The organism is Devosia epidermidihirudinis, from assembly GCF_000971295.1.
In the GTDB taxonomy this organism is placed as follows: domain Bacteria; phylum Pseudomonadota; class Alphaproteobacteria; order Rhizobiales; family Devosiaceae; genus Devosia; species Devosia epidermidihirudinis.
The window spans coordinates 172,585-185,651 of the sequence record NZ_LANJ01000004.1 but is presented as its reverse complement, the minus strand read 5'-3'; the positions used below and the strand labels follow the sequence as shown (position 1 = coordinate 185,651).

Annotated in this window: 8 protein-coding genes; 5 read left to right on the top strand and 3 right to left on the bottom strand. The window is 62.6% G+C overall.

Translation table 11 applies throughout. The features are described from left to right. The first annotated feature begins 18 nt into the window (after window positions 1–18). The 3 genes from WH87_RS02180 to WH87_RS02170 are packed head-to-tail and all read left to right on the top strand — an operon-like array spanning window position 19 to window position 3,253. Window positions 19–1,479 carry a Re/Si-specific NAD(P)(+) transhydrogenase subunit alpha gene (locus WH87_RS02180; RefSeq protein WP_046140020.1) on the top strand — a complete coding sequence of 487 codons (1,461 nt, stop codon included), beginning with the start codon at window positions 19–21 and terminating at the stop codon, window positions 1,477–1,479. Next, a complete protein-coding gene (locus WH87_RS02175) occupies window positions 1,480–1,842 on the top strand; it encodes a proton-translocating transhydrogenase family protein (RefSeq protein WP_046140021.1) in 363 nt (120 codons plus the stop codon). It abuts the gene before it with no gap. Window positions 1,843–1,846: 4 nt separating this feature from the next. After that, window positions 1,847–3,253 (top strand): NAD(P)(+) transhydrogenase (Re/Si-specific) subunit beta, encoded by a 1,407-nt coding sequence (locus tag WH87_RS02170; protein ID WP_407060020.1) that lies wholly within the window; start codon window positions 1,847–1,849, stop codon window positions 3,251–3,253. Window positions 3,254–3,295: 42 nt separating this feature from the next. Here the strand turns inward: WH87_RS02170 and WH87_RS02165 are convergent, their stop codons facing one another. The 3 genes from WH87_RS02165 to soxR form a co-directional block, all read right to left on the bottom strand. Continuing rightward, on the bottom strand, window positions 3,296–4,519 hold the full coding sequence (locus WH87_RS02165) for an MFS transporter (RefSeq protein WP_046140022.1): 1,224 nt from the start codon (window positions 4,517–4,519) through the stop codon (window positions 3,296–3,298). 92 nt (window positions 4,520–4,611) lie between these two features. Then, the gene (locus tag WH87_RS02160) at window positions 4,612–4,815 is read right to left on the bottom strand and encodes a SlyX family protein (RefSeq protein WP_046140023.1); all 204 of its coding nucleotides are present in this window, start codon (window positions 4,813–4,815) and stop codon (window positions 4,612–4,614) included. Then, window positions 4,812–5,264 (bottom strand): redox-sensitive transcriptional activator SoxR, encoded by a 453-nt coding sequence (soxR, locus tag WH87_RS02155; protein ID WP_046140024.1) that lies wholly within the window; start codon window positions 5,262–5,264, stop codon window positions 4,812–4,814. The genes WH87_RS02160 and soxR overlap by 4 nt, the downstream gene beginning before the upstream one ends. A 154-nt stretch (window positions 5,265–5,418) precedes the next feature. Between soxR and WH87_RS02150 the strand changes: the two genes are divergently transcribed. Next, the gene (locus WH87_RS02150) at window positions 5,419–10,908 is read left to right on the top strand and encodes an alpha-2-macroglobulin family protein (protein ID WP_046140025.1); all 5,490 of its coding nucleotides are present in this window, start codon (window positions 5,419–5,421) and stop codon (window positions 10,906–10,908) included. Continuing rightward, window positions 10,905–13,040, top strand: coding sequence for a penicillin-binding protein 1C (gene pbpC, locus WH87_RS02145; protein WP_082092440.1), 2,136 nt, complete (start codon window positions 10,905–10,907; stop codon window positions 13,038–13,040). Before WH87_RS02150 ends, pbpC begins: the two co-directional genes overlap by 4 nt. Window positions 13,041–13,067: the final 27 nt, after the last annotated feature.

Genomic DNA, 13,067 nt, shown 5'->3' with positions numbered 1-13,067 from the left:
GGCGGGCAGGAGACTTTTATGAAAATTGCCATAGTCCGTGAACGGACCGAGGGTGAAAACCGCGTTGCGGCGACCCCTGAGACCGTCGGCAAGCTGATCGCCCTCGGCGCCAGCGTGTCCGTCGAAAAAGGCGCGGGCACTGGCTCGCGTATTCTGGACAGCGAATATGTCGCCGCTGGGGCGACCATTGCAGCCAGTGCTGATGCAGCGCTCAAGGGCGCCGAAGTCGTGCTGACCGTGCGCCGTCCCACTGCTGCATCACTGTCGGGTGTCGCCAAGGGCGCGCTGCTGATTGGTGCGCTCGACCCCTACGGCAACGACAATGATATCGCGGCGCTGGCCAAGGCCGGCGTGACAGCGGTGTCCATGGAATTCATGCCACGCATTACGCGCGCGCAGGTGATGGATATCCTGTCCAGCCAGGCCAACCTGGCCGGTTATCAGGGCGTTGTTGAGGCGGCTGCCGAATTCGATCGCGCCATGCCAATGATGATGACTGCAGCCGGTACCGTGCGTCCGGCCAAGGCCTTCGTCATGGGTGCTGGTGTTGCCGGCCTGCAGGCCATCGCAACGGCAAAGCGCCTCGGCGCCGTAGTTTCGGCCACCGACGTGCGTCCAGCGGCCAAAGAGCAGGTTGAATCGCTCGGTGGCAAGTTCATCGCTGTCGAAGACGATGAGTTCAAGCAGGCCGAAACTGCAGGCGGTTATGCCAAGCAGATGTCGGCTGAATATCAGGCCAAGCAGGCCGAACTGACTGCGGCCCACATCGCCAAGCAGGACATCGTCATCACCACCGCCCTGATCCCTGGTCGCCCTGCGCCACGGCTGATCACCAAGGCCATGGTTGAGTCGATGGCACCAGGTTCGGTGATCGTCGATCTGGCCGCAGAGCGCGGCGGCAATGTCGAGCTGACCGTGCCCGGCAAGGTTATCGAGCACAACGGCGTCAAGATCATCGGCTACACCAATGTGCAGGGTCGCATCCCGACGACGGCCAGCCAGCTCTATTCGCGCAATCTGCTCGCTTTCCTCACCACCCTGATCGACGCCAAGGCCAAGGTTCTGGCGGTCAACTGGGATGACGAGCTGGTCAAGGCAACCGTTTTGACGCGCGATGGCGCCGTCGTACACCCGAACTTCGTCAATGCTGCTGCGGCGGCGGACGCTTCTGCTGCCAAGGCTCCGGCAAAGCCGGCTGCGGCCAAGGCCGAGCCAGCTGCAGCGCCAGCCAAAAAGCCTGCTGCCAAGACTGCCGCTGCACCAAAGGCCGAGGCGCCTGCAGCGACCGAAGCGAAACCGGCTCCGGCCAGGCGCGCGCCAGCCAAAAAGCCCGCGGCCGCCACGGATGCAGGAGCTCCGGCTGCCAAGGCTCCAGCGGCCAAGAAGCCAGCGGCAGCCAAGCCAGCCGCCGCAAAGCCCGCAGCGGCCAAGAAGCCTGCCGCACCAAAGACGCCCGCAGCACCCAAGGAAACCAAGTAAATGGAAACAACGGCAGAACAGACCGCCGATGTCATCGCGGCCGCGGTGCATTCCGCAACCGGAGGGGTGATCGACCCTTTCACCTTCCGTCTCGCCATTTTCGTGCTGGCGATCTTCGTGGGCTATTTCGTGGTGTGGTCGGTGACCCCGGCGCTGCACACCCCGCTGATGAGCGTGACCAATGCGATCTCCTCGGTGATCGTGGTCGGTGCGCTGCTGGCCGTGGGCGTGAGCCTGGTGCATGGCGGCAGCTGGGAATCCAAGATCTTCGGGTTCATCGCCCTGGTCTTTGCATCAGTCAATATTTTCGGCGGGTTCCTCGTCACCCAGCGCATGCTGGCAATGTACAAGAAGAAGGGTTGATTAGATGATCTCTGGGGATATCTCTGCCCTTCTGTATCTGCTCGCTGGTGCGCTGTTCATTCTGGCGCTGCATGGCCTGTCCAGCCCAAAGACTTCGCGTCGTGGCAACACGTTCGGCATGGTCGGCATGGGCATTGCCATTGTCACCACGCTCATGGTGGCTGCGCCATCTGATTGGGAAAGCTGGGCGCTGATCATTGGCGGCATTGCCGTCGGTGGTGGCATCGGCGCCTATATGGCCCGCACGGTCAAGATGACCGACATGCCGCAGCTGGTTGCTGCCTTCCACTCGCTGGTTGGTCTGGCTGCCGTGTTCGTGGCTGCCGCTGCGCTCTATGCCCCTGTGGCGTTCGGCATTGGTGACATCGGCCACATCCACGCGCAGGCGCTGGTCGAAATGTCGATCGGTACGGCCATCGGTGCCTTCACCTTCACCGGTTCGGTCATCGCGTTCCTCAAGCTCAATGGCAATATGGGCGGCAAGCCGATCATGCTGCCAGCGCGCCACCTGATCCACATTGCCCTGGCTTTGGTGATCGTTGGCCTCGTCGTTGCATTCACGCAGTCGGGCGATCCGGTACTGTTCTGGATCATCACCGTTCTGGCCCTGGTGCTGGGTGGTCTGATGATCATCCCGATCGGCGGCGCGGATATGCCCGTGGTCGTCTCGATGCTCAATTCCTACTCGGGTTGGGCAGCGGCAGGCATCGGCTTCACGCTTGGTAACACGGCTCTGATCATCACCGGCGCTCTGGTTGGTTCGTCGGGTGCGATCCTGTCGTACATCATGTGCAAGGCGATGAACCGCAGCTTCATCTCGGTGATTCTGGGTGGCTTTGGTGCCGATACCAGCGCTGCCGGTTCGGCGGAAGAAGAGACCCGCCCGGTCAAGCAGGGTGCGGCAGACGATGCTGCCTTCCTGATGAAGAATGCCGGCAAGGTCATCATCGTGCCCGGTTACGGCATGGCCGTTGCCCAGGCACAGCACGCCCTGCGTGAAATGGCTGACCTGCTCAAGAAGGAAGGCGTCACCGTCAAGTACGCAATCCACCCTGTTGCTGGTCGTATGCCTGGCCACATGAACGTGCTGCTGGCTGAAGCCAACGTGCCTTACGACGAAGTGTTCGAGCTCGAAGACATCAACTCCGAGTTCGCCCAGTCCGACGTGGCCTTCGTGATTGGCGCCAATGACGTGACCAACCCATCGGCCAAGACCGACAAGACCTCGCCGATCTATGGCATGCCAGTGCTGAACGTCGAAGACGCCGGTACCGTGCTGTTCATCAAGCGCGGCATGGCGGCAGGTTATGCGGGCGTGCAGAACGAGCTGTTCTTCCGCGACAACACCATGATGTTGTTCGGTGATGCCAAGAAGATGACGGAAGACATCGTCAAGGCTCTCGGCCACTAGGAATTGGAAAGGCCCGCTTCGGCGGGCCTTTTTGTTTGCGCGTCACGCAGCGGCCAAAGCGGGATCTTTGCTTGGGCCGGACGGACGGGGAAAGCCAAGGGCCACGGCGGCAGCGGCAAGGCCGATGGCGGCCGAGGCGACATAGAGCCAGTGGTAATCCCCAAAAGTATCGAAAATCCAGCCGCCGCCGATGGGGCCAAAGGCCATGCCGATGCTGGAGGTCATGGTAATGGCGCCGAGCACGGTGCCCATGACATGGGCTGGGAAATAGTCGCGCGCCAAAACCGCGTAGAGCGGCATCACCCCGCCATAGGCCATGCCCAGCACCGCCGCCAGCATGTAGAAGTCGGTGAGCTGGGTGACGTAGATATAGGTGTAGATGCCCACCGCCTGCAGCACGAGGCCGCCGACAATGACGCGCTTGACCCCAATCCGGTCAGCGAGCAGGCCAAACAACAGGCGGCCAAACAGCCCCGCCACACCCTCGACGCTGTAAATGCTGGCTGCGGCCAGCGCCGAGGCACCGCACAGCATGGCATAACTGACGGTGTGGAAAATTGGTCCGGAATGGGCGGCGCAGCAGAGGAAAAACGTCGCGGCGAGAATGACGAACTGCGGCGTGCGCAACGCCGCTGCAATATCCGATCGTGGCTTGGGCTCTGTGCTGGCTGGAGCCGCTGCCATTGCTGGCTCGGTTAGCGCCTCGGGCGCACGGCGGATCAGCAGGGACGTGGGCACGAGGATGACCAGCACGCCGATGGCGATCATCAGCATGGCAGTGCGCCAGCCATAATTGGTGATGAGCACACTGGCCAAAGGCGTGATGACCATGGGGGCGACACCACCGCCGATGGAGACGAGTGAAACCGCCAGGGCGCGATGCTTGTCGAACCAGCCGATGGTGGTGGCCATGATCGGCGCGAAGAACGCCCCGACCGAAGCACCACAGAGACCACCAAAAGCAATCTGGAACACCAGCAGATTGGGCGCGCGGCTGGCGAGCAATAGTCCGGTGCCCAAAAAGATCGAGGCGATGAAGACGACGGGCCGGGCACCGATGCGGTCGGTGATGGTGCCCCAGGCAAAGCCAGCGACACCCATGACCAGAAAGCCGATGGTCATGGCCATCGAAATGCCGGCTCGGCTCCAGCCGGTTTCGTCGGCCATGGGTTGCAGATAAACCGGCAGCGCGAACATTGATCCCGCCGCAACGCAGGTGATCAGTGCTCCTGCGGCGACAATAACCCAGCCATATCGGTGTTCCATAGCGATGCTCCTCCAAGCCCGTGACAACACACTAGACGATTGGCGGGGGCAGGGATCGACATGTCCGCGCGATTTTTGTGGCGAGCGCTAGCTCAATAATGCGGTGGTGGTGGTTCCGTGCTTGGGTCGGCGATATGAACGCCCGAGCGGACCTGTTGCTCGATAGTATCAAGCTTGCGGGTCAGAATGTCGATCTGGCGCCATTGCGCTGTTATCGTGGCATTGAGCTCTTCGATGGTGCGGTCCTGGTAGGTGATGCGGGTTTCCAGCGCATCAAGACGGTCGGTGTCGCTCATGGCAGTGCTTCTGATGGATCGATCAGCAGGCGGGGGCCGCTGCCGTTTGCGCCCAGACGATCATCGGGATTGCGCAGCGGGCAATGGATGGTCGAGAGGCACCCGCAGCCTATGCAGTCCCCAAGCCCGTCGCGCAAGCGTTGCAGGCGGAGAATGCGTTGATCGAGGCTATCGCGCCAGATGGTGGAGAGCCGCGCCCAGTCTGCGGCATTGGGTGTGCGCCCCTCGGGCAGGCTGGCCAGCGCCGCGCCGATTTCGGCCAGGGAGACGCCAAGGTCCTGCGCAATGCGGATAACGGCGATGCGGCGCAACACGCCGCTGTCATAGCGCCGCTGATTGCCGGCGCTGCGCGTGGAGCGGATCAGCCCCTTGGTTTCATAAAAATGCAGCGCTGACACCGCGATACCGCTGCGGGACGCTACCTCGCCGACACTGAGAAAATGCTGCATGAAAACCTCAATAGAACTTAAGGTTCGAGGCTATTTCCGAAAAAAGCAAGGGGGCGCAGGTGGATGAGGAAATCTGTGATCGCTTTACCAATGTCATTCGCCCCCGATATAGTCGCCGCGCCTAGCCTTTGGGCGGTCTCAGGGAGAATGACGTATGCGCAAGCTTGGTGTTGTTGGCTTTTTGTGCGCGGCGTTGCTTTTTGGGATGGGCGTTGGCGGCGCGTCGGCCGCTGATCCCAAGATCAGCCTGATCGAAAGTGCCGATCTGCCCGGCTTTGATTATTCCATTCTCAAGGACACCACACTCGATGCGTGCCAGTCGGCTTGCGTTGATGATAAAATCTGCAATGCCTTCACCTTCAACGGCAAATCCAACTGGTGCTTCCTCAAATCCGGTTCTGCCGAGATCGTTCAGTTTGCCGGCGCAACGTCGGGCAAGGTCGACCGCAGCGGCGTTGACCTCGAAAATGAGCGTCTGGCTGAGCTGCCATTCCCCGGCCAGAGCATTGTCGACGCGGCCAAGCGCCTCGCGACCGAATTGCCCCAGACCGACGCGCCGCCACCCAAGACCAGTTATGCCGACCTCGTGGCGCAGGGCGAAGAGTATGCTGCGACAGACTATGCAGTTGGGGCCATCAGTGCGTTCCGCCAGGCTTTGGGGATCAATCCGAACGATCCTGTTGTGTGGCAGGCGCTGGCTGACGCTGCGCTGACGCAGGCGCGCGCTGTTGCTGGGCAGTCGGAAGGCGACAACAGTTACGATCTGGCGCAGACAGCAAGTTCTGCGGCCATGAATGCCTTTATCCGCACGGTTGATGCCGAGCCGCGCGCCAAGGCGCTGCAGGCACTGGCCGAAGCCATTGAATATCGCGACATGTGGCGCGAGGCGATTGCGACCTATCGCGTGGCACTGGCGCTTTCGCCCAACAAGCGCCTGTCGGCGCATCTGGACGACGTGATTGCCCAGCATGGCTTCCGCATTGTCAGCCATGATGTTGATGCCGAGGCGGCTTCGCCGCGCATTTGCGTGTCGTTCTCTGATCCATTGCCAGCGGCCAGCACCGATCTGTCCGGCTATGTCGTGGTGGCCAATGCACCGCAGATTGCCGTCGAAACCGAGCAGAGCCAGATCTGCATCGAGGGCGTGCAGCATGGCAGCCGCTATTCCATCCAGTTCCGCTCGGGCCTGCCGTCTGCCGATGGCGAAGCGCTGCGCAAGGACGTCAAGCTCGACGTTTATGTGCCGGATCGCTCGCCCTTCGTGGCCTTTGCCAACAATGCCTATGTGATGCCTTCGGGCCTTGGCGGCGGTCTGCCGATCACTTCGGTCAATGCCGAAACCGCAGATGTCATGATCTACCGCATTGGTGATCGAGCGATTGCGTCGGCCGTACGCGATGGGATTTTCCAGGGCTCGCTGTCCGGCTATTCGGCCGAGGATATCGTCAACCTCTATGGCGAACAGATCTGGGACGGGAAGGTCGATCTGGCCCGTGGCGCAGCCAATGCCATGGTGACGACAGCCATTCCGGTCGCCGAAGTGGTCAAGGACATTCCGCCCGGCGCCTATGTGGTGACGGCCAAGGTCGCGGGCACCGAGGAGGACTATTGGGACAGCGTTGCAACACAGTGGTTCATCGTGTCCAACCTCGGCCTGACCTCCATTGCGGGCGATGATGGCGTGCATGCCTTTGTGCGCGGGCTCGATGATGCCAAGCCGCGCGCAGGCGTGCCAGTTCGCCTTGTTGCGGTGAACAATGACATCCTGGGCGAAGCGGTGACCGACGCTGATGGTCGGGCCGTGTTCCCGCCGGGTCTGGCCCGCGGCACGGGTGGTCGGGCGCCGCAATTGCTGGTGGCCGAGACCAAGGACGATGATTACGCGTTCCTTGATCTCTCCAAGCCTGCATTCGATCTGACCGACCGTGGTGTCGAGGGGCGCCCATCGCCGGGCCCGCTTGATCTGTTCGCGACCACCGAGCGCGGCGTCTATCGTCCGGGCGAAACCGTGTTTCTCACGGCGCTGCTGCGCGATGATCGCGCCAAGGCGGTGCTCAATCTGCCGCTGACGCTGGAAGTCGAGCGCCCTGATGGTGTCGTCGCCACGCGCGATGTGCTCAAGGACGGTGGGGCAGGTGGCTATTTCACTGCGCTACCAATGGTCTCCGACGCGATGCGCGGCTCGTGGACCATTCGCCTCTATGCCGATCCAAAGGCCGAGGCGCTGACCACCACAACATTCCTCGTGGAAGATTTTGAACCCGAGCGTCTGGCGTTTGATCTCACCAGCGATGCCAAGACCTTTGAGACCGGCGTCGACAACGAGATCAATGTTTCGGCGCGCTATCTCTATGGCGCAACCGCGCCAGACCTCGCCATCGAAGCCGATGCCATCCTGCGCCCTATGACGACGCTGGATGGCTTTGCCGGATACACGTTTGGCCGTCTCGATGACAGCATCGAAACCAACCGCGAGCCGCTGGGCGTTGTCGCAACCACGGACGAGGCGGGCAATGCTGTCGCCGAAGTGCTGCTGCCTGAGCCACAGTCGACGACGCGTCCCCTGCAGGCGCAGGTGCTGCTCCGTCTGGTCGATACCAATGGCCGCACCGTCGAGCGCAGCATTACCCGCCCTGTCCTGGCCACGGTTGATCGTCTGGGCATCAAGCCAGCCTTCAGCGATCCGACTGGCCTTCAGGACGGCAGCAAGGCTGAGTTTGACATCGTCGCGGTGTCGCCAGAAGGCAAGGCCATTGCCAAGAGCGACGTAAGCTGGCGCCTGTCGCGCATCGAAACCACCTATCAGTGGTACCGCGATGGCAGCGCCTGGAAATGGGAAGCCATCACCACAACACGTGACGTTGCTAATGGCACGGTCGATACGCCCGATGGCGGACCGGTCCGCGTCGGTGCCGATGTGAAATGGGGCCAGTATCAGCTCGAGGTTGAAACCACCGGGTCCAACCCGACTTCGTCGAGCTATCAGTTCTATGCCGGTTATTACTATGCCGACGCTGGCACGGACACGCCTGACACCCTCAAGGTCGCGCTGGACAAACCGGCCTATCGCGCTGGCGAAACAGCCAATCTCAAGCTCGATCCGCAGTTTGCCGGCACCGCGCTGGTGATGGTGGTCGATAACCGCATCATCGATATGGTTGCGGTCGAAGTGCCGGAAGGTGGCACGACTGTGCCACTAACGGTGACCGATGACTGGGGCCCGGGCGCCTATGTGACGGCGATCCTGTATCGTCCGTCCGACGCCGCCGAAAAGCGTATGCCGGCGCGCGCGCTGGGTCTGGCGTTTGCCGATGTGGAACCGGGCAATATGAAGCTCGCCACCACGATCGATGCGCCAGATGTGACCCTGCCGCGCCAGAGCTTCACAGCAACGGTCAAGCTGGGCAATGTGGCAGCGGGCGAAACGGCCTATGTGGCTGTGGCTGCCGTGGATCTAGGTATTTTGAACCTCACCAACTTCAAGGTGCCGAGCCCGGATGACTGGTATTTCGGCCAGCGTCAGCTGGGCATGGAAGTGCGCGATCTCTACGGGCAACTGATCGACCCGACCCAGGGTCTGCCGGGCGCATTGCGCTCAGGTGGCGATGGCGGCGCATCACGTCTGGGCACGCCTCCGCCCACGTCGGTGCTGGTGGCGCTGCATAGCGGCATCGTTCAGGTCGATGGCGATGGCAATGCGACCGTGACCTTTGAGATGCCCGATTTCTCGGGCACGGTGCGGCTGATGGCCATGGCCTGGAGCGCCAGCGCCGTTGGCCATGCGTCGGCAGACGTGATCGTCCGCGATCCGGTTGTGGTGACACTGAGCCCACCACGGTTCCTCCGTGTTGGCGATGCGTCGCGTCTCTTGGTTGAGGTCAACAATGTTGGCGGCGCAGCCGGCAAGTATGGCATCGCGCTCAGCACCGGTCAGGGCATCACCACCGATGCGGAAAGCTCCGAGGTTGAGCTGGCTGAGGGTGACCGGACTTCTCTCAATCTGGCGCTGAATGGCACCGAGATTGGCGATTGGCCGGTTGTGCTGACGATCACTGCGCCGGATGGCTCGACGCAAACCAAGGAATTGCTGCTGGGCGTTCGTCCCACCAGCGCGCCGGTGACCACCAGTCGGATCGTGCCGATTGCCGCTGGCGAGACCATCAAGCTGGGTGCGGACTATTTCGACAGCTATATGGCCAATACCGGCACCATGACCCTCGCGGTGGGCCCGATTGCCCGCCTCGATGTGCCCGGCCTGCTGCTCTCGCTCGATCGCTATCCTTATGGTTGCGTCGAGCAGACTTCGAGCCGTGCCTTGCCGCTGCTGTACCTCAATGAGGTGGCGTCGATGATTGGTCTGGATGAAGACGGCAAGCTCAAGGATACGGTCAATAAGGCAGTGATCTCGGTGCTGGCCAAGCAGACGTCGTCGGGTGGATTTGGCCTGTGGGGGCCGTTCGATGGCGGTGATTTGTGGCTGGATGCCTATGTCACCGACTTCCTGATCCGCGCCAAGGCGGCGGGCTATGCCATCCCAGAACAGGCGATGAGCATGGCGCTGGATAATCTGTCCAATCAGGTGTCCTACGCGTCGGACTTCGACAATGGCGGCGAAGATGTTGCCTATGCGCTGCATGATCTGGCGCGCGCCGGTCGTGCTGCCATTGGTGACCTCCGCTATTATGTGGAAGCCCGTCTCGATGCGTTCGGCTCGCCTCTGGCCAAAGCTCAGCTCGGTGCTGCGCTTGCGCTCTATGGCGACAGCACACGCGCGGCGGTTGCCTTCAAGGCGGCTGTTACTGACCTTGATGCCAAGGCGTCCACTACGCGCTATCGCAATGACTACGGCACCAAGCTGCGCGACACGGCGGGCGTTTTGACGCTGGCAGCCGAGTTCAAGCCAGAGGGTGTCGATATCAACCTGCTGACCAGCCAGTTGGGCAAGCTGCGCGAACGCGCACGCTATACCTCGACACAGGAAGACAGCTGGACGCTGCTGGCGGCTGCTGCCTTGGCGCGCACGACCACCGATGGCTCGATTGCCATTGATGGCGAGGCGCTGACCGGTCAGGTCTATCGCCGCTTCGAGCAGAGCGCCATCGAGGCTGCGACGGTTGAGATTGCCAATAATGGCAGTGAGCCAATCGAGGCCAAGGTGACGGTGATGGGCTATCCCACCACCCCGCCAGCCGCCGCCAATGACGGCTTTGCCATCAGCCGGGAATACTTCCTGCCCGATGGCACGAGCGTTGATCCTGAGCAGGGGCTCAAGCAGAACGATCGTCTGGTCGTGGTGATCTCGGTGCGTCCGCAATCGCTCGGCTCGGGCCAGTTCATCGTGGCCGATCCGTTGCCCGCCGGGTTCGAGATCGAAAATCCGAACCTGTCGGATGGCGAAGGCGTGTCTGACTTCTCCTGGCTCGATGCGGATAGCCCGGTCCATGTGGAGTCGCGCACCGATCAATACGTTGCGGCCTTCCGCTACTATTCCGACGTCAACCCGTTCAAGACCGCCTACATGGTCCGCGCGGTAACGCCGGGCACTTTCGCCCTGCCGGGCGCAACGGTGGAAGACATGTATCGCCCAGAATTCCGGGGCTATACGGCGGCGGGTAGCGTCGAGGTGTCTCAGGCCGGGCAATGAGCGTCCAGCCTGACAGCGAGACCAAATCGCGGCCGCGCCCCTGGGTGCGGCTGCTGACGGCTGCCGGATTTGCCCTCTTTGTGCTGGTGCTGGCGGGGTTCATCCAGCTCAGCTCAATTGTCTCGCAGATGCAGGCAAGCCTGCCGCCGGTGCCGCAGCTGGCCAGCATGCCGGTGTCGGTGGCCGTGGTGGATCGGTCCGGGCAGCTGTTGCGTCCGTTTACGACTGTCGATGGCCGCTGGCGCTTGCCGGTGACCAGTGCGCAGGTCGACCGGCGCTTCATCGATATGCTGATCGCTTACGAGGATCACGGCTTTCTCGACCACCATGGCGTTGAATGGGGCGCCATGCTGCGCGCGGCGGGGCAATATGTCGGCGCGGGCGGCAATATCGTGTCGGGCGGCTCGACGTTGACCATGCAGGTGGCGCGGCTGATCGAGGGCGCAGGGACGCGCAATCTCTGGGGCAAGGTGCGCCAGATGGTGCATGCTGACCGCCTCGAGGCGCAGCTCAGCAAGGATGATATTCTCAATCTCTATCTGACGCTGGCGCCCTATGGCGGCAATATCGAGGGCATTCGTGCGGCGAGCCTTGCCTATTTCGGCAAGGAACCGACACGGTTGACCACGGCCGAGGCGGCGCTGTTGGTGGCGCTGCCGCAATCGCCCGAGGCGCGACGGCCGGACCGCGATCCAGCGGCCGCGCGGCGCAGTCGCGACATGGTGCTGGACCGGCTGGTATCAGCTGGCGAGATACCAGCCGAAGAAGCCGAGGCGGCCAAACAGGAGCCCATCCCAACGGCCCGCCGTCAGTTTCCCATGCTCGCCAGCCACATGGCCGAGATGGCCGTGCGGGCGCAGCCCGGCGCGCGGCAGATTGATCTCACGGTCGACAAGCGGTTGCAGGACGCGCTGGAACGCCTGGGCGCGGCGCGGGCCAAGCAGATCGATCCGCGCGTGTCAGTGGCCATTGTTGCCGCGGATATAGCGACGGGCGAAATCCTTGCCTCCGTCGGCTCGGCCGGCATGTTTGCCACGCAGAGTGCGGGCTATGTTGATATGACCAAGGCGATCCGCTCGCCGGGGTCGACGCTGAAGCCGCTGATCTATGGGTTGGCGTTCGAGCTGGGGCTGGCGCATCCGGAAAGCCTGATCGAGGATCGGCCAACGGCGTTTGGCGGCTACGTTCCGGTCAATTTCGATGGCTTCAGTCGCGGCACGGTGACTATCCGTCAGGCGCTGATGGACTCCCTCAACGTCCCCGCCGTGGTGGTGCTGGATGCCGTCGGCCCCGCGCGGCTCGTGTCGCGCATGAAGCGCGCCTATGCCGATCCGCGCCTGCCCATCAACACAGCGCCCAGTCTAGCGGTTGGGCTGGGCGGTGTCGGCGTCAGTCTGCGCGATCTGGTCTCTATTTACGCCGCCATAGCCCGCGGCGGCACGCCGGTGCGGCTGAGCGATGGGGTCACGCCCAAAACCAGTCTTGCGTTTGAGACGGCTGCACCGGTGCTCGATCCGGTGTCGGCCTGGTACGTTGCCAATATTCTGGCTGGTGTGCCGCCGCCGCTCAACGGTTCGCCGGGGCGCATCGCTTACAAGACTGGCACGTCCTACGGCTATCGTGACGCCTGGGCGATTGGCTTTGATGGCAAGACGGTGATCGGCGTCTGGGTGGGGCGGCCTGATGGGGCGCCGGTGCCGGGCCTGTCGGGCATTATTGGAGCTGCGCCGATCCTGTTCGAGAGCTTTGACCGCCTTGGCGCGCGGGCTGCCCCGATGCGCAAGGCGCCACCGGGCGTGCTCTACGCATCCAATACGGAATTGCCGCTTCCCTTGAAGCGTTTCCGTCATCCCAATTTCGATGTGGTGGCGCGGGATGCTGCGCCCAAGATTGCCTTTCCTGCCAATGGCGTGGACCTCGATCTCGGCCTCACCGCCGGCAATGCGGGTTCGCTCGTGGTCAAGGTGCGCGATGGTGTGCCGCCCTTCACTTTCTTTGCCAATGGCGCGCCGTTTGGCCGTTCGGCCTTTGCGCGGCAGAACGCATGGCAGCCGGACGGGGCAGGGTATGTGACGCTCTCGGTGGTGGATGCCGAGGGGCGTGGCGACGCGGTGACGGTGTTCCTCAATTAGTTGCCTTCACGGCCTTGGCATTGACGT

Bases quoted from the DNA above. Each gene is read 5' to 3' on its own strand.
- WH87_RS02180 (WP_046140020.1), top strand. From the start codon at position 19: ATGAAAATTGCCATAGTCCGTGAACGGACCGAGGGTGAAAACCGCGTT.
- WH87_RS02175 (WP_046140021.1), top strand. From the start codon at position 1,480: ATGGAAACAACGGCAGAACAGACCGCCGATGTCATCGCGGCCGCGGTG.
- WH87_RS02170 (WP_407060020.1), top strand. From the start codon at position 1,847: ATGATCTCTGGGGATATCTCTGCCCTTCTGTATCTGCTCGCTGGTGCG.
- WH87_RS02165 (WP_046140022.1), bottom strand. From the start codon at position 4,519: ATGGAACACCGATATGGCTGGGTTATTGTCGCCGCAGGAGCACTGATC.
- WH87_RS02160 (WP_046140023.1), bottom strand. From the start codon at position 4,815: ATGAGCGACACCGACCGTCTTGATGCGCTGGAAACCCGCATCACCTAC.
- soxR (WP_046140024.1), bottom strand. From the start codon at position 5,264: ATGCAGCATTTTCTCAGTGTCGGCGAGGTAGCGTCCCGCAGCGGTATC.
- WH87_RS02150 (WP_046140025.1), top strand. From the start codon at position 5,419: ATGCGCAAGCTTGGTGTTGTTGGCTTTTTGTGCGCGGCGTTGCTTTTT.
- pbpC (WP_082092440.1), top strand. From the start codon at position 10,905: ATGAGCGTCCAGCCTGACAGCGAGACCAAATCGCGGCCGCGCCCCTGG.